Raw genomic sequence first — 16,844 nt, 5'->3', positions numbered from 1 at the left:
AGACTGACCAGTCCGAACCGTTTTCACAGAAAACGCCATTTTAATCTGCTGCTAATTGTTTAAAATACACTCGCGTTGCCGCTTCGTCTTGTTGAAGCTGAGCCACGAGCGCTTCGACCCCCGCAAACTTAACTTCGCCCCGCAACCGATGATGCCACTCAACCGTGACGGACTCACCATACAGGTTGCCTTGGAAGTCCAAGAGGTTGATTTCCACAGTGATGGGCCGATGATCCCCAAAGGTGACGTTGCGGCCCACAGAGACCATCCCAGGGTACCAAATTGCGCCCACCTTCAGGCGGGCAGTATAGATGCCTATACCGGGAAGCCATTCGTTATCCGGTGTTAAAACATTAGCAGTCGGGAAGCCCAGTTCGCGACCACGTGCCTCACCATGGACCACCAGCCCGGTCGACCGGTATTGATAGCCTAATAACTGATTAACCTCATCGATTTGGCCCGCCTGCATGACCTGTCGGATTCGCGTCGACGACACCTTACGATCGGTTTCTTCAACGGGACCGACCGTTTCTACGTCGAAGCGGCCCTGAGCGAACTCTGGCAGCCGATCCATTGTGGCCACGTCTTTCTTCCCATAGGTGTGATCAAATCCCGCAACGGCTGTCACCGTGTGAAATTTGACTAGGTAGTCGTCTACAAATTGTTGCGGACTTTGAGCAGAAAAGGCCCCGGTATAGCTCACTAAGAACACGCGGTCGACTCCGAATCGGGCCAACAGCTGTAGCTTGCGTCGCGTGGTGCTGAGGTACTTCTGATCCGCCAAGGTCAGCGGGCGGTAAACGATGGCTGGATGATGGTCATACGTCAGAACGGCCAACTTAACCCCCTTGGCCTGAGCGATCTCCTTGGCTCGCTGAATCACCGCCTGATGACCACGATGGACGCCATCAAAGAAGCCCATGGCCAAAACGACCGGATCGCTGGGAATCTGTCGCTGGTCCAGCGGATGATGTATACGAATAACTTCCATAACCGACTCCCTTTCTAATTACTGCGTACTGAACATTTTTAATGGCTTATAGGCCTGTTTTTCTTCATGCCATTCATAGAGACACTTGGTTTGGTCAGCAAATCGTAGCGCGACGATCGGCGCGCTACTAGCCACCTCGTCACGCGACAGCCAAACACCATTTTGCACCAGATGCCAGACTTTCTCCGTCAGATCAACCTGAGGGTAACCCTTTAAAGCATAATCCAACGGCCGCAAGATTTGATCAACCTCATCATGTTCCATGGCCGCTGCGACCTGTTCCAAGGTGACCGTCTCTTCCAGGGTGAACCCGCCACTCGACAACCGGGTCAACGATGACATGACTGCGGGAACCCCGAGTTGTCGGCCCAGATCGACTGCCAGCGTCCGGACGTAGGTCCCTTTCGAACAGGCAATCTCGAACGCCACGGTCTGCGTACCGTGATCACGATCAAAGTTACCGGCATCGGCCAGATCAAACCGATCAACCGTAATCGTTCTGGTAGGCCGTTCAACCACTTCGCCCGCACGGGCATACTCATAGAGCCGGCGTCCATGCACCTTAACCGCAGAAAACATGGGCGGTGTCTGTTGAATCGTCCCGGTTAGCTTAGCTGCGGCAGCTTTCAAATCTGCCAGCGAGAATGGTTGCTCCAATGGTCGGGTCTCAATGACCTCACCATCCAAGTCCTCGGTCGTCGTAGCTAATCCGAGTCGAACCGTCCCCTGGTATACCTTCCCAGATGCCATTAAGTATGGCACCACCTTGGTGGCCGCACCAATACAAATGGGCAGGACACCGTCCACACTCGGATCGAGGGTCCCACTGTGACCCACTTTCTTCGTGTGGAGAATGTGTCGCAGCTTTGCCACGCAGTCGTGACTGGTAAATCCTCGTTCTTTATACAACGGAATAATTCCATTCATGTCGCGTCCTCCATTCCTGGCGGGCACCCTGCCGCCAATAAAAAGACGCCGATCCCCTCGGACCAGCGTCTTTTCTGTGTCATTATCTGGTTAGCATTATTCTTGATGATGGAGATCGTTGAGTAACTCATCGATCCGACTACCATAACGAACTGATTGGTCCTGTTCAAACGTCAATTCCGGCGTCTTGTAGATGCTCAGACGAGAACCTAGTTCAGACCGAATCAAACCGGTAGCCTTCTTCAGGCCGGCAGCGGTCTTTTCGGCAGAAGATGCCTTGTCGGAAAGAATGCTGTAGTAAACCTTAGCTTCCTGCAAATCACCAGTGACTTCTACACCCGTAACGGTCACGCCGTCGACCCGTGGGTCTCGAACGCGCTTCAGTAAAATATCCGTTACTTCCCGTTGGATTTCTTGTTCCAACCGGCCAACTCGATATTGTGCCATTTACGATTGCCTCCGATTATTTATTTAACAGGAACTTCCTTCATAACATAAGCTTCGATCACGTCATCAACCTTAACGTCGTTGTAGTTCTCGATCGTCAAACCTAATTCGAAGCCTTGCTTAACTTGCTTAACGTCATCCTTGAACCGCTTCAAACTACCAAGTTTACCTTCGTAGATGACCACGCCATCACGGATTAACCGAACGTCACTGTCAGAGGTTACGTAACCACTAGTTACCATCCCACCGACAATAGTGCCGACCTTAGACGCATGGAAGATATCTCGAACTTCAATTTGGCCGATGATTTCTTCTTCGTACGTTGGTTCCAGCATACCTTTCATGGCCGTTTCGATTTCATCAATGGCATTGTAAATGACATTGTGCAAACGAATATCAACCTTGTCGGAATCTGCCTGTGCCCGTGCTTGTGGCGTTGGCCGAACATTGAACCCAATGATGATGGCGTCTGACGCCTCGGCTAAGGTCACATCACTTTCATTGATGGCCCCAACGGCGGAGTGAATGATATTAACCCGAACTCCGGAAACATCAATCTTCTTCAAGCTACCTGCTAAGGCCTCAACCGAGCCTTGAACATCGGCCTTGATAATCACGTCAACTTCCTTCATTTCGCCTTCCTTAAGGGAGTCGAAGAGGTTGTCCAACGTGACATGACTGGTGTTGTTCCGTTCCTTGACCAAGGCTTCCTTGGCCCGTTCTTCACCAGCAGCCCGGGCCGTCTTTTCATCGTCGAAGACCACGAAACGGTCCCCAGCTTCTGGCACGTCACTCAACCCGGTAATTTCGACAGGGGTCGAAGGACCCGCCGTCTTAATCCGCCGACCACGTTCATTAACCATCGTCCGAACCTTACCGAAGGTGTTCCCAACCACGATTGGGTCCCCAACTTTAAGTGTCCCTTGTTGGACTAACAACGTGGCTACGGAACCCTTACCTTGGTCCAAACGTGCTTCGATGACGGACCCAACCCCGTTTTGTTGTGGGTTAGCCTTCAATTCGAGCACTTCGGATTGTAAGAGAATCATATCTAATAATTCATCGATGTTCTTCCCAAACTTCGCCGAAATTTCAACGAAGATGGTGTCACCACCCCAGTCTTCAGGAATTAATTCATATTCCGTCAGCTGTTCCATCACATGGTTAGGGTTAGCACCCGGCTTATCGATCTTGTTAACGGCAACGATAATAGGCGTTCCAGCAGCCTTCGCATGGTGAATAGCTTCGATAGTTTGTGGCATCACACCATCATCAGCGGCCACAACCAGCACCGTGATGTCGGTAATTTCAGCACCACGAGCCCGCATTTCAGTAAAGGCTGCGTGTCCTGGGGTATCCAGGAACGTGATCTGCTTATCATTGTAATGAACTTGGTAAGCCCCAATGGCTTGCGTGATCCCACCGGCTTCACCCTCGGTAATGTGAGAGTGACGTAAGTGGTCAAGCAAAGTCGTCTTACCATGGTCAACGTGGCCCATGATCGTAACCACGGGGGCCCGAGGTTCTAGATGATCCGTATTAGCCATTTCAGCATCGAAGAACTTATCGATATCAGTTACGTCGACTTCAACCTTTTCTTCTGCTTTAATACCGTAGTCATCGGCCAAAATTTCAATCGTGTCCTTATCCAAGGATTGATTTTGGTTGACCATAACCCCCAACATAAAGAGTTTCTTCACGATTTCTGCTGAAGAACGGTGTAAAATTTTTGCCAAGTCTTGGGCGTTCATGCCATCCGTGAAGACCAAGGTTTCTGGTAAGGCCTTATTCTTCCGTTCCGGCGCGCCCTTGTGTTGGTTCGTGTCTTTAATCCGTTGGTTCTTCTTGTAACGGTTGTTATTATTAGTGTTCCGACGACGATTGTTGCGGTTATTCCGATTATTCCGGCCGCCACGACTGTTGCCGCCGCCATTGCCGCCACGCCGGTTATTACTGCTATTATTAGTATTATTATTCAAACTTCCACCAAATCTGCCGGTACCGGAGTTCCGTGAATCACTGTGGTTACTGCCGGTCTGGCTGTTATTTTTGTTACTAGTCCGCTGGCTCTGCTGGCCGTGAGACGCTTGCTGGTTCTGGGGACGGGCATGCGTGCTATTCGCATTTCGATTATCCCGGGCCTGCCCCTTTGACTGAGCAGGTTTGGTCGCAGGCTTGCTGTGACCCTGAGTCATTGACTGACTTGGCTTGGCCGCATGCGTGGGCTTAGCTGCTGGTTTAGTAGCCGGCTTCGTGGCTTGGCCCTTTGGTTGCAAGGCAGCCCGCAATTGACGTTCCTCGTTCTCGCCGAGCGTAGACATATGGTTTTTCACTGGGAAGCCCTTTTCTTCGGCCTTCGCAATGATCTGTTTACTGGAGACATTAATTTCCTTTGCGAGTTCATAAATTCGCTTTTTCCCCATATCTTCACTCTCCTTAATATTCTATCGATCACGAGAACGTCAAGCGGCTACGCTGACAACAACTGGTGTAACTTCCGGACGAAACCCGGATCGGTAATGGCTATAACCGTGCGTGCCGCCCCAATGGCGGTACTCAACTGGTCTTTAGTAAAAGTTTCTATTAATTCGACCTGGTAACTGGTCGTTTTATCACGAAATTGTTTTTGGCTACTCTTACCAGCATCGTTTGCCAGTAAGACCATCTTTGCAGATCCATCCCGGACGGCAGCTAAGACGAATGATTCACCCGTAACTAACTTACCGGCCCGCCGGACCAATCCCAAAAGTTGCAAAGCCTTGTCGGAATTAGTCATTGTCGAATAATTCCTTACGAGCCTGCTGATGGTCAACGTAGGCGATCAGGTCATCATAGAACTGGTCGTCAATCTTGACGCCAAAGACACGGTCAAAGGTCTTTTCGTGCTTCGCCTGCTCGGCAACCTTAACATCAAGGGAGATATATGCCCCTCGACCCGATTGCTTCCCGGTAGGGTCAATGCTAACCTCTTGATCCTGGTTCCGCACGACGCGGACCAGTTGCTTCTTAGGTGCCATTTCCCCCGTCACGATATCTTTCCGCAGGGGAACCTTTCGCTGTTTCATGGACCCGAACCTCCTTTAATTCTGGTTAGTCGGTCGCTTGTTCATCGTCAGCTGGTGCAGCTGAATCGGTGGCGGCATCAACGGTTGGCGTATCGTCAACGGTTGCGGTGTCATCATCAGTGGCTGACGTGTCACTTGCACTGGCAGCTTCTGCCGGGTCAGTGGCGTCATCCGCGCCCTCATCAGCTTCCATTATAGCAGAAGCTTCAGATTCTGATTTAATATCAATCTTGTAACCCGTCAACTTTGCAGCTAGACGAGCATTTTGGCCCCGCTTACCAATGGCCAAGGACAATTGATAATCTGGCACGATGACTTCACAGGCCCGTTCATTGTTGGGATCAAAGATCACATCAAGAACCTCGGCTGGGTTCAAGGCATTCGCAATGAACTTCGCTTCATCATCAGTCCATTCAACGATATCCATGTTTTCGCCACCAAGTTCGTTAACGATGGTTTGAACCCGTTGTCCACGCGGCCCAACACTGGTCCCAACGGGATCGATGTCAGGGTTGTTTGAGCGGACGGCAACCTTAGCCCGGTCACCCGCTTCACGCGCAATCGCCATAATCTCAACGGTCCCATCATAGATTTCCGGAACTTCTTGTTCGAAGAGCCGCTTCAGCAAGTCGGCATGTGTCCGACTAACAAAGACTTGAGGACCCTTCGTGGCGTTTTCAACCCGCGTTACGTAAACCTTGATCCGGTCATGAATCCGGTAGGTTTCGTTAGGCATTTGGTCCTGACGACCCATGACGGCTTCGACCTTCCCCAGGCTCACATAAACAAAGCGAGAATCTTGACGTTCAACTTCACCGGTCACGATTTCATTTTCGTATTGGCTGTATTGGTTAAAAATGATACTGCGTTCTGCTTCCCGAACTCGTTGCAAGATGACTTGCTTAGCCGTTTGGGCAGCAATCCGACCGAAATTCTTAGGCGTTACTTCAAACTTAATATCGTCGCCTAATTCATAACCTTTGTTAATGGTCAGCGCCTCATCCAAGCCAACTTCCAGGCGGGAGTCGTAGACTTGGTCAACCACTTTCTTCACGGCAAAGACGTGAATGTCACCCTTCTTTTGGTCGAATTGAACTTCAACATTTTGGGCTTGGTCGTAATTCCGCTTGTAGGCAGAAACCAGGGCTGCTTCCAAGGCGTCGATGACGACTTCCTTGTCAATTCCTTTTTCAGTTTCGAGCACGTCTAGGGCGCCCAATAATTCTTTACTCATTGTCTGTTTCGCTCCTTATTTAGTTAGAACTTGATCGCTAACCGGGCTTGGGCAACTGCGTCCCGTGGAATCTGCAAGGTCTTGATCCGTCCCTTTAAGTTGACTTCAAGATCCATGCTGTCATCGGTGAGGTTTAACAACGTTCCTTCATAAACCTTACTTTGACCAATCTTTTGATAAAGCGAGACGTGAATGTAATCACCGACTGCTTTTTCAAAATCCGCGGGCTTCTTCAGTGGCCGTTCGGCACCTGGAGAGGACACTTCTAGAAAATAGGCTTGGGGAATAGGATCCGGATCCAAGGTATCCAACTTTTCTGACATTTCATCACTGACCATGGCACATTCCTCGATGTTAATTCCACCGGGCTTGTCAATGTATAGCCGTAAATACCAGCTCTTGCCTTCTTTGACAAATTCGACATCCACCAGTTCAAACTGATGTTGCGTCACAATGGGTTGGGCCAAAGCCGTCACCGTCTCGACGACACTACTCAAAGATTTCCGCCTCCTACATTTATCCATTAAAAAGAGTGAGCAGAGACTGCTCACTCATTTAAAAAACGAGTTTAACTACAAGACTCACTTTACTACATCTAGCGTGTGATTGCAACCATTACGGGGGTTAGCGCTCGATTGTGAAGAGTAAAATCAAGAAGCCCGCCACCGTTACCAATTCAAAAATCAAGAAATTCAATCGTGTTAAGTCCATGTCTCGTAAACTAATCGACTTGATCGCAGTTAACACGGCCGCCACCAAGAAATAACCGATCACGACAATCAAGAATGGCACCGCCGTGACCGTTGCTAACAAACCAAATACAAGATAACCGAGCCCAATCAAACAGTAACCTGCTAAGAATAACCAGCCATCTGGTAGCCTCGCAAATCGCCGTAGCATGATGAACACCTACTTTCAGTCGAGTTGTTAATGGTCTTATTAGTACTCACCATATTATAACATGAACCCGCCAAATTGTAAGCGCTATCGCACTGGCCGTTCCCTACATTAAGTCATCGAAAAGACTTAACTGATTCTCATCTGGTAAGCCATCAAGCACACCATTTTCCGTCATGAAGTCAATCAACGTCTTAGAGACTTTCCCCCGTTTGGCTAGGTCTTCCTTCGACAGGAATGGCCGGTCGTTACGCGCCGCCACAATCTGCTTGGCCACGTTTAGCCCGAGTCCAGGAGCAGACTGGAATGGCGCAATTAAGGTATCGCCATCGATAATCCAATCGGCAGCATCGGACTTGTTCAGATCAATCATCTTGAACTTGAAACCCCGTTCCAACATTTCGTTAGCCAACTCGAGAACCGTTAATAGGTTCTTATCCTTGGCGGAGGCGTCCATTCCTTGGTCATTGATTGCCTTCATAGCTGCCTTAACCGCCGGCTTCCCCTGTGACATGGCGACGACATCGAAGTCATCCGCCCGAACGGAGAAGTAAGCCGCGTAGTAAATAATTGGGAAATAAACCTTGAAGTAAGCGACCCGCAGTGCCATCAGCACGTAGGCTGCGGCATGGGCCCGCGGGAACATGTACTTAATCTTCAAGCAGGAGTCGATGTACCAATCGGGACAATCGGTCTCCTTCATCTTCTCTTGCCATTCGTCTGGAATCCCACGGCCTTTCCGCACGTGTTCCATCACTTGGAACGACGTTTCGGAATCCAGACCGAAGTTAATCAAGTCGGTCATGATGTTATCCCGACACCCAATCACGTTGGCAATCGTCGCGGTACCGTTCTTGATCAACTCTTCGGCATTCCCTAACCACACGTCAGTCCCATGAGACAGGCCGGAAATTTGTAGCAATTGCGAATAGTTTTGCGGATGGGTTTCCTCGAGCATCCCCCGAACAAACCGCGTCCCAAACTCGGGTACGCCAAGTGTCCCCGTCTTCGACTGAATTTGTTCCGGCGTAACTCCCAATGAATCCGTCCCCGAGAATAACGCCATAACGCCCGGATCATCCATCGGAATCGTCTGGGGATCGACCCCGGACAAGTCTTGTAGCGTCCGAATCATCGTGGGATCATCATGCCCCAGAATATCAATTTTTAAAATATTATCATGGATCGAATGAAAATCAAAGTGGGTCGTTTGCCAGGCGGCCGTTTGGTCGTCGGCGGGATACTGGATCGGCGTGAAATCATAAATGTCCATGTAATCGGGCACAACAATAATTCCCGCGGGGTGTTGACCGGTATTTCGTTTAACCCCGGTCACTCCCTTAGCCAGCCGATCGACCTCGGCACCACGCAGAGTCTGTTCTGTATCCCGTTCGTAGGCCTTCACGTAACCATACCCCGTCTTGTCGGCAACCGTCCCAATCGTTCCGGCCCGGTAAACATTCTTTTCGCCAAACAACACCTTGGTGTAGTTGTGGGCAATCGGTTGGTAGTCACCCGAGAAGTTCAAGTCAATATCGGGAACCTTGTTTCCTTTGAAGCCCAAGAACGTTTCGAACGGGATGTTATGGCCATCACCAATCATCAATGTCCCACATTTTGGACAATTCTTTTCGGGTAAATCATAGCCCGAGCTGTACTCACCCTTGGTATAGAAGTGAGAATACTGACAGTTGGGACACCGGTAATGTGGTGGTAACGGATTAACTTCCGTAATCCCCGTGAAGGTCGCGACCACACTGGAACCAACGGACCCCCGCGACCCAACCAAGTAACCGTCCTTATTGGACTTAGCCACTAGCCGTTGCGCAATCAAATAAATCACGGAGAATCCATTCCCAATGATCGATTTTAGTTCCCGGTCAACTCGGTGTTGCACCAATTCGGGCAAAGGATTCCCATACCAGGCATGAGCCGTGTCCATGGTCCGTTGACGAATTTCATCTTCAGCCCCATCCATTCGTGGCGTGTATAGTTTATCCTTCAATGGATGAATGTCGTCCACGTCATTGGCAATCTTCTGAGTGTTGGTGACCACAATTTCCTTGGCGGTCTCTTCGCCCAGGTAGGAAAAATCATCCAGCATCTCATCCGTTGTCATGAAATGCGAATCGGGTAGCTCCTGGCGATTGAGCGGGTTCGCACCCCCTTGAGAGTGAATCAAAATTTTACGATAAATAGCGTCTTCGGGATTGAGGTAGTGAACATCGCCGGTTGCAACCACGGGCTTTTTAAGGTCGTGGCCCAATTGAACCATATTCTTCACAATTTCTTCGAGGTTCGCTTCACCCGCAATCAACCCCGAATCAATCAACGGTTGATAGGCGGCCTTGGGCTGCACTTCCAGGTAATCGTAGTACTTGGCCTTATCGGCAGCTTCAACCTGTCCCTTTTGCATCATGGCGGTGAAAACCTCACCGGATGAACAAGCCGAACCCACAATGATGCCCTCCCGATAATGGTCCAAAACGCTACGCGGTACCCGTGGAACCCGGTAAAAGTAATCCACGTTCGAAGCCGAAACCAACTTGAACATGTTCTTCAAGCCCTCTTGGGTCTTAGCAATTAAGATGGCATGGCTAGGACGGGCACGTTTATACGCATCGTTATCCGTCATGTGATCGTTCAGTTGGTCGTGGTACTGGATGTCATAGCGTTTCTCGGCATCCTTCAGGAATAAGTAATTTAAGTGCCCAGTAGATTCGGCATCGTACACGGCCCGGTGATGATGTTCCAAGCTAACATGGAACCGTTTAGCTAATGTGTTCAACCGGTAACTCTTTAACGTTGGGTACAGGAACCGGGCCAACGTTAAGGTATCGATAATCGGATTGGGAATCTCTGACATGCCGTGGCGCTGGTACCCCGTATTCATAAAGCCCATATCGAAGGTCACGTTATGTCCAACAATAATTGCATCGCCACAAAACTCGCGGAAGGCCTTGAAGACCTCCTCCTCAGACTTGGAGCCGGCCACCATATCATCGGTGATACTGGTCAGGTTAGTGGTCTGCTCGGAAAGCGGGAACCCCGGATCGATGAACTCTTCAAATTGGTCGATGACATTTTGATGCTGCATCTTCACCGCAGAAAGTTCAATGACCTTGTCGTAGATGGCCGAGAGTCCCGTGGTTTCGGTATCGAAGACCACGTAAGTTGCACCATCAAGGGCCTCATGGGCGCTGTTGTACCCAATTGGTACCCCGTCATCCACCAGGTTGGCCTCGACACCATAGAGCATCTTGATGCCAGCCTTAGCTGCTGTATTAAAAGCCCCGGGGAAGCCTTGGACATCGGCGTGGTCGGTGATCGCAATCGCCGGCATCCCCCATTTACTTGCCTGCGAAACGTAGTCACCAATCGGATTGGTCGCATCCATCTGGCTCATCGTGGTGTGAAGATGTAATTCTACTCGCTTTTCACCCTCCGGTGCGGTGTCCTGACGACTAGCATGCTTAACTTCATTGATGTCATAGGCGTTGAGCGCAAGATCCCGCATAAAGCTATCCTCTTGGACGCTCCCACGAACCTTGACCCAACTCCCCTCGTTAACTCCGGCAAACTGGGCCTCATCTTCGGCACCCCGTGAGAATTTCTTGACCACAATCGACGAGGTGTAATCGGTAATCTTAATCGTCAGTAGCTGACGGCCAGACCGTAATTTACGGACCTCCTTGTCGAAGACATAGCCTTCCACAATGACGGACCGCTCCTCTTGCGTGATATCGACCATCTGGGTCAACGGTTGATCACCCTTAATGGTCTTCCCAATTTGGGTGGGTCCGGTCGCCGCCGGTTGGTCACTCTGGCGCTGCTTATTGGCCTTTTCAATGGCAGCAGCCGCTTGCTGGGCCAATTGAGCATCCGTCTTTTCTTGGCGCGCCCGGAATTCCTCAATCTTCGCCTGTGATTTGGTCTCATCAACCATCACTTGAATGTTGAATTTGGGGAAACCGGCAGCCCGATAACTAGCCTCGATCGGCCCCAGAGCCTGGTTGCTCAGGAATTCCTTAACAACTTCATTTTGCGCATACAAGAGGACCCGTCCGTCATCGTCCAGCTGCGGAACCTGCGATTGACAGAGTTCCTGTACCAAACTGCCCGTTAAACCACTGTTCTTAACAATCCATTCCCAGTAATCACCGAGCAAACGGTTGGTCATGGCGGGTTCAGCCACGAGCCAAGTGGCTTCGACGGTGGCGATATCTTGGAAGGCCACCTGTAAATGTTGTGAGAATTCTGCAAAGGTTACGAATGGTAAAATCTCAGACACCTGTAGATAAAAATGCCAGCGCCGGGACTGTTCGTGCACCGTCAAATGGTCGATAGCCGCCGTCTTCAGTACTGCTTGCTCGGGAGTGGGCTGCAAATCTAATTGTTGTAAAAGCTTGTCAAATAATGCCTGGCGATCTTCGTCCACGAGGAAACTCCTTTCATTTGTCTAAAAAAGACCAGCAAGTCTCGCTGGCCTTTACAGTGAGCTAGTCGATGTCCTTGAATAGGATTTCCACGGTGCTAGCAACTTCGTCTTTAATGACTTCGACTGTTTCACCAGTCTTACGAATCTTAATTTCAACGATCCCCTCGCCAGCCTTCTTACCAATGGTAATCCGCACAGGAATCCCCATTAGATCGGAATCGGCAAACTTAACGCCGGGACGTTCTTGCCGATCATCGGTTAAGACCCGGTAGCCCTTAGCGGTTAATTCGCTTTCGAGCTCACTGGTTAAGTTAGCTTGGTCTTCCTTCTTCAGATTGACCGGAACCAGGTGAATATCAAACGGTGCAATGTTCCGTGGCCAAACCAGCCCATTTTCATCGGCCTGTTGTTCGGCAATGGCAGAGAGTAACCGGCTAACGCCGATCCCATAGCTCCCCATCACGACGGGCTTTTGTCGACCATTCTCATCAAGAACCGTTGCCCCCAAAGCATCGGAGTAACGAGTCCCCAACTTGAAGATATGACCAATCTCAATTCCCTTGGTGAACTTCAGAACCCCGGAGCCATCGGGTGACAGATCACCTGGCTGGACGTCACGGAAGTCCCCATACTCGTCGACCCGGAAATCACGGTCAACGTTGGCATTCAGGTAATGGTGCTCGTCTTCATCGGCACCCACGGTAACGTTAACCATGTCGCCAACGTACTGGTCAGCTAAGATTTTAACGTCTTCGCCAACACCAACGGGACCGAGTGAGCCAAAGTTGGCCCCCAAAAATTCCTTGGCCTGTTCTGGCGTAGCTGGATCCAAGAAGTCTGCCCCCAAGAAGTTCTTGAGCTTGGTTTCGTTGACCTCATGGTCCCCACGTACCAGGACCATGACCGGCTTCTCGTCGGCCACATACAACATGCTCTTGACCAAAGTTGACGGCTTAACATCCAGGAATTCAGCAACCTCATCGATTGTATGCGCTCCCGGGGTAGAGATCTTCTTTAGGTCTTCCATTGCTGCATGCGACTTCTTACTGATAAAGAGACTCTTCGCCATTTCCAAGTTGGCAGCATAGTCGGAAGAATCCGAGTAGACAATCGTATCCTCACCAACTGGCGCAATAGCGGAGAACTCTTTGGAGTCGGAACCACCCATGGCACCCCCGTCACCAACGATGGCCCGGTAATTTAAGCCAACGCGGTCGAAAATGTTTTCGTAGGCTTGCGCCATCTGGTTGTAAATACGGTCTAAGTCTTCATCGTTTAACGAGAAGGAATACCCATCTTTCATGATGAACTCACGGCCCCGTAATAGCCCGTAACGTGGCCGATCTTCATCCCGATACTTGGGTTGAATTTGGTACATCACCAGTGGCAGCCGCTTGTAAGACTTGATTGCATCCCGCACCAAAATCGTAAAGGTTTCTTCGTGGGTTGGTGCCAAGATAAAATCACTGTCATGCCGGTTCTTGAACTTAAACAAGTTCGGCCCGTAGGTTTCGTATCGGCCAGATTCTTGCCACAATGAGGCTGGTAAGACGGCTGGCATCAACATTTCGACGGCGTCAATCTTTTCCATTTCCTCCCGAATAATCTTTTCGATATTGGTTAAGACCCGGTAGGCCAATGGTAAGTACGCGTACATCCCCGCCGTAATCTGACGAACATACCCGGCTCGCAACATCATCTGGTGACTCAAAGCTTCGGCATCATTCGGAACCTCTTTTAAGGTTGGGATGAGCATTTGTGATTGTTTCATAGTCAAATAATCCCTTCTCGTAACAACTTTACTATTAGCGGATAAAGTACCGTTCGATATCGTTCCAGGTCACCAGGAGCATCAACAGCACCAGGAACCCGACCCCTACCAGAGTAATGCCCGCTTCCACATTCTCTGACAACGGTTTACGACGAATCGCTTCAACTAAGTTTAATAATATTTTACCACCATCTAACGCTGGGATCGGAATTAAATTCACGATCGCCAAGTTAATGGAGAGAAAGGCTAAGAAGTTTAACACACCGACCATGCCAAACTTAGTGGCCTGTGAAGTCGTGGCAAAAATGGCCACTGGTCCGCCTAAGTCGTTCAGACTAAAGTGACCGGATACCATCCGCCACAGCGCACCAAACAAGGTCTTGGTCATTGACCAGGTTTGCGTGAACCCCGAGGCCAGGATTGCCCCGATGTGCTTATTCTGAACCTGGGTAATGCCGATCATCCCCACCGTCTTGCCATTGGCCTTTTGGCCTGTCGGCGTCACGGTCAGGTGCTTCGTCGTCTTTCCCCGTTGGATGGTTAACCTAGTTGCTCGGTTGGCTCGTGGCTGAATGGCCGTACTCAAGTCCGTCCAAGTCTTCGTCGGCTTGCCCTCAACGGCAGTAATCTTGTCGTTGGTCTGAACCCCAGCTCGCTTGGCAACGGAGACGGGCGTCTGGGAAACTTGAACTTGATTAGTCCCTGTAGCAACCCCACCTTGAGCCAGTGACATCAGCATAAAGGCCACAATGGCCAGAAAGATATTGTTCATTGGACCGGCAAAGTTAGTCATTAACCGGCGACCTAACGAAGCCGACTGAAATTGAACGTCCTTAGGGGCAATCTGAACTTCAGTCCCATCACTTTCAATAATCGTGGCATCGTGTCCCACCGGATAACGTTTAATCTCGGACTCGTCGCCGTTTTCATAACCTTCAATCCAGAGTTCATTCTCCAGATCGGTGGCGGTTACTTCAAGTGGAATACCGTTAAACAACGTGGATTTCTTACTCGTATTGATTCGTTGAACCTGTTCATCGTCACCCACATACAGGCTGACTGGCGTCCCAGGCTTTAACTCTTCTTCATCCTCTTCGGCACCAGCCATTCGAACGTATCCCCCAACTGGTAATAGTCGCAGGGTATACGTCGTACCATCCTTGCCGCGATGATAGAATAATTTGGGCCCCATCCCAATTGAAAACTCACGGACCAGGATGCCGCCACGTTTGGCAAAGTAAAAGTGGCCAAACTCATGGACAATAACCAAGATTCCGAAAACAATGATAAAGGTAATGATCGTTGTAATCACAGATGTCGTCCCTTCTTCAGTCTTGCTGTGTGCAACAAATTTGTCTGCTACCTAGCATACCCTAAGCACCCCGAACGGTGCAAGCGCCACCCCTGCCTATGGTCTAAATCAGACCAAAAAGGTGAATGACCGGCAATACTAAGAGCAGGCTGTCGAACCGATCCAAGATACCGCCGTGACCGGGCAGAATCTTTCCAGAGTCCTTAACGCCGTAATACCGTTTCAAGGCTGACTCTACCAGGTCACCAAGTTGGCCAACCACCGAGAAGCCTAACGTTAAGATAATCATGATGGCTAGGTTAAAGTGACCGAATGGGAAGAAGTACCAGAACAAACTACCAACGATGGTGGCCACCAGGGACCCACCAATGGAACCTTCCCAGGTCTTGTTAGGACTGATGTGTGGCGCCAGCTTGTGACGCCCAAGCTTCCGACCAATCATGTAAGCACCGGAGTCCGTCGTCCAGACAATGAACAATGCGTATAACAAGGCTGTCAGCCCCACACCCCGTGCAGCGATGAAAAAGTGAAAGCCAATCCCGATATAAAGCATACTTAGCGTAATCACACTGGCATCATCAAACGAGAATCGGTTCCGTGAAACCACTGTGCGGATTAACAATAATAGGATGAATAGGTACACGATGTACCAGGGATCTAAGAAATGAGGTAAATGATTCCACCAATTTTGTGGGGCAATGACCACCAAAATCCCAACACCAGAGATAATGGCCTCCGGACTCACCAATAGTTTCTTACGCATGACCAAAACTTCCGACAAGGCCACTAATCCCAAGGCAAAGCCGGCAATATCGATCCAAATGCCACCCGCGATGATGATGGGAATAAATATAATCAAGGCGATAACCGCCGTAATAACCCGTTGTTTCATTTTAATTGCTCCTCAATTTCTCTTATTTTAGCTTTTTTTTGAAGCCAAGCCGCCAAAACGACGGTGGCGCTGTTGATATTCATAAATCGCGGTCTCTAACGACGTCTGATCAAAGTCGGGCCAATGTTGTTCGGTGAAGACAAACTCGCTGTAGGCCACCTGCCAGAGCATGAAATTCGATAGACGGAGCTCCCCGCTTGTCCGGATTAACAAATCGGGATCGCGTAATTCGCCTAGGTCGGCCGTCATCAAGCGATCACTAATCAATTCATCATCAATATCGTCTGGTTCTAGCTCTCCATCCTTGACCTGTTGGGCTAACCCATGGACGGCTGTCACAATTTCGGCCCGACCGCCATAGTTCAGAGCAAAGTTTAAGACCATCCCCGTACAGTGAGCAGTGTCCGCGATCGCCTGGTGCACCGCCTGTTGAGTTGACGCCGGCAACTGATCCGTGTAGCCCATAACCTTAACGCGAATATTATTTTTAACCAGGTCTGGCACAAAAGTACCGAAAAAGTCTACGGGCAGTTTCATCAAGTAATTAACCTCTGCCGCTGGTCGTTTCCAGTTTTCGGTTGAAAAGGCATAGAGGGTTAAAACCTTGACCCCTAAGTGACTGGCTGCCTTAGCCACCGTTTTTACGGTATTCATACCTTGTTTATGACCGGCAATACGGGGCAAATGACGCTGTTGGGCCCATCGGCCGTTACCATCCATAATGATTGCAATATGCGCTGGAATCTTAGATTCGTCTAACGCCTGTTCGGCGACTTCGCCGGTAACTTGATCCTTATTTAAAAATGAAAACACAGTGCACCTCCATTGGTCGCTACAACCCCTAATCATAACAAAAAAAGAACCGGGAAA

The 16,844-nt window shown here is 49.9% G+C and carries 14 protein-coding genes; all 14 read right to left on the bottom strand.

The genetic code is table 11. The features are described 5' to 3' along the window. Positions 1-40: 40 nt before the first annotated feature. Positions 41-991 (bottom strand): riboflavin biosynthesis protein RibF, encoded by a 951-nt coding sequence (gene ribF / locus LSE01S_RS02065; protein WP_061775972.1) that lies wholly within the window; start codon positions 989-991, stop codon positions 41-43. Positions 992-1,009: 18 nt separating this feature from the next. Beyond that, a complete protein-coding gene (truB, locus tag LSE01S_RS02060) occupies positions 1,010-1,918 on the bottom strand; it encodes a tRNA pseudouridine(55) synthase TruB (protein ID WP_061775971.1) in 909 nt (302 codons plus the stop codon). Between the two features lie 96 nt (positions 1,919-2,014). Then, positions 2,015-2,365 (bottom strand): 30S ribosome-binding factor RbfA, encoded by a 351-nt coding sequence (gene rbfA, locus LSE01S_RS02055; protein WP_061775970.1) that lies wholly within the window; start codon positions 2,363-2,365, stop codon positions 2,015-2,017. A 20-nt stretch (positions 2,366-2,385) separates the two neighbouring features. Then, the gene (infB, locus tag LSE01S_RS02050) at positions 2,386-4,788 is read right to left on the bottom strand and encodes a translation initiation factor IF-2 (protein WP_061775969.1); all 2,403 of its coding nucleotides are present in this window, start codon (positions 4,786-4,788) and stop codon (positions 2,386-2,388) included. Positions 4,789-4,835: 47 nt separating this feature from the next. Then, positions 4,836-5,141 carry a L7Ae/L30e/S12e/Gadd45 family ribosomal protein gene (locus LSE01S_RS02045; protein WP_061775968.1) on the bottom strand — a complete coding sequence of 102 codons (306 nt, stop codon included), beginning with the start codon at positions 5,139-5,141 and terminating at the stop codon, positions 4,836-4,838. Further along, a complete protein-coding gene (rnpM, locus tag LSE01S_RS02040) occupies positions 5,134-5,430 on the bottom strand; it encodes an RNase P modulator RnpM (protein WP_061775967.1) in 297 nt (98 codons plus the stop codon). The genes LSE01S_RS02045 and rnpM overlap by 8 nt, the downstream gene beginning before the upstream one ends. A gap of 25 nt (positions 5,431-5,455) precedes the next feature. Then, positions 5,456-6,664 carry a transcription termination factor NusA gene (gene nusA, locus LSE01S_RS02035; RefSeq protein WP_061775966.1) on the bottom strand — a complete coding sequence of 403 codons (1,209 nt, stop codon included), beginning with the start codon at positions 6,662-6,664 and terminating at the stop codon, positions 5,456-5,458. Positions 6,665-6,687: 23 nt separating this feature from the next. Then, positions 6,688-7,161 carry a ribosome maturation factor RimP gene (gene rimP / locus LSE01S_RS02030; RefSeq protein ID WP_061775965.1) on the bottom strand — a complete coding sequence of 158 codons (474 nt, stop codon included), beginning with the start codon at positions 7,159-7,161 and terminating at the stop codon, positions 6,688-6,690. A gap of 127 nt (positions 7,162-7,288) precedes the next feature. Further along, the gene (locus LSE01S_RS02025) at positions 7,289-7,564 is read right to left on the bottom strand and encodes a hypothetical protein (protein ID WP_061775964.1); all 276 of its coding nucleotides are present in this window, start codon (positions 7,562-7,564) and stop codon (positions 7,289-7,291) included. Positions 7,565-7,667: 103 nt separating this feature from the next. Then, entirely contained in the window at positions 7,668-11,999 is a 4,332-nt protein-coding gene (locus LSE01S_RS02020; RefSeq protein WP_061775963.1) for a PolC-type DNA polymerase III, read from the bottom strand. Positions 12,000-12,060: 61 nt separating this feature from the next. Continuing rightward, positions 12,061-13,770: a proline--tRNA ligase gene (locus LSE01S_RS02015; protein ID WP_061775962.1), complete on the bottom strand. Its 1,710-nt coding sequence runs from the start codon at positions 13,768-13,770 to the stop codon at positions 12,061-12,063. A gap of 34 nt (positions 13,771-13,804) precedes the next feature. Further along, positions 13,805-15,082 carry an RIP metalloprotease RseP gene (gene rseP / locus LSE01S_RS02010; protein ID WP_061775961.1) on the bottom strand — a complete coding sequence of 426 codons (1,278 nt, stop codon included), beginning with the start codon at positions 15,080-15,082 and terminating at the stop codon, positions 13,805-13,807. A gap of 103 nt (positions 15,083-15,185) precedes the next feature. Continuing rightward, the gene (locus tag LSE01S_RS02005; RefSeq protein WP_061775960.1) at positions 15,186-15,974 is read right to left on the bottom strand and encodes a phosphatidate cytidylyltransferase; all 789 of its coding nucleotides are present in this window, start codon (positions 15,972-15,974) and stop codon (positions 15,186-15,188) included. A 27-nt stretch (positions 15,975-16,001) separates the two neighbouring features. Continuing rightward, entirely contained in the window at positions 16,002-16,787 is a 786-nt protein-coding gene (gene uppS / locus LSE01S_RS02000) for an undecaprenyl pyrophosphate synthase (protein WP_061775959.1), read from the bottom strand. Between the last annotated feature and the right edge of the window lie 57 nt (positions 16,788-16,844).

Origin of the sequence: Levilactobacillus senmaizukei DSM 21775 = NBRC 103853, assembly GCF_001592085.1 — a bacterium.
GTDB classification, from domain to species: Bacteria; Bacillota; Bacilli; order Lactobacillales; family Lactobacillaceae; genus Levilactobacillus; species Levilactobacillus senmaizukei.
Note: the sequence above shows the minus strand (reverse complement) of the source record. Positions and strands in the feature narration are given on the sequence as shown.

Coding starts and splice junctions, on each gene's coding strand:
- ribF (WP_061775972.1), bottom strand. CDS start 991: ATGGAAGTTATTCGTATACATCATCCGCTGGACCAGCGACAGATTCCC.
- truB (WP_061775971.1), bottom strand. CDS start 1,918: ATGAATGGAATTATTCCGTTGTATAAAGAACGAGGATTTACCAGTCAC.
- rbfA (WP_061775970.1), bottom strand. CDS start 2,365: ATGGCACAATATCGAGTTGGCCGGTTGGAACAAGAAATCCAACGGGAA.
- infB (WP_061775969.1), bottom strand. CDS start 4,788: ATGGGGAAAAAGCGAATTTATGAACTCGCAAAGGAAATTAATGTCTCC.
- LSE01S_RS02045 (WP_061775968.1), bottom strand. CDS start 5,141: ATGACTAATTCCGACAAGGCTTTGCAACTTTTGGGATTGGTCCGGCGG.
- rnpM (WP_061775967.1), bottom strand. CDS start 5,430: ATGAAACAGCGAAAGGTTCCCCTGCGGAAAGATATCGTGACGGGGGAA.
- nusA (WP_061775966.1), bottom strand. CDS start 6,664: ATGAGTAAAGAATTATTGGGCGCCCTAGACGTGCTCGAAACTGAAAAA.
- LSE01S_RS02025 (WP_061775964.1), bottom strand. CDS start 7,564: ATGCTACGGCGATTTGCGAGGCTACCAGATGGCTGGTTATTCTTAGCA.
- LSE01S_RS02015 (WP_061775962.1), bottom strand. CDS start 13,770: ATGAAACAATCACAAATGCTCATCCCAACCTTAAAAGAGGTTCCGAAT.
- LSE01S_RS02005 (WP_061775960.1), bottom strand. CDS start 15,974: ATGAAACAACGGGTTATTACGGCGGTTATCGCCTTGATTATATTTATT.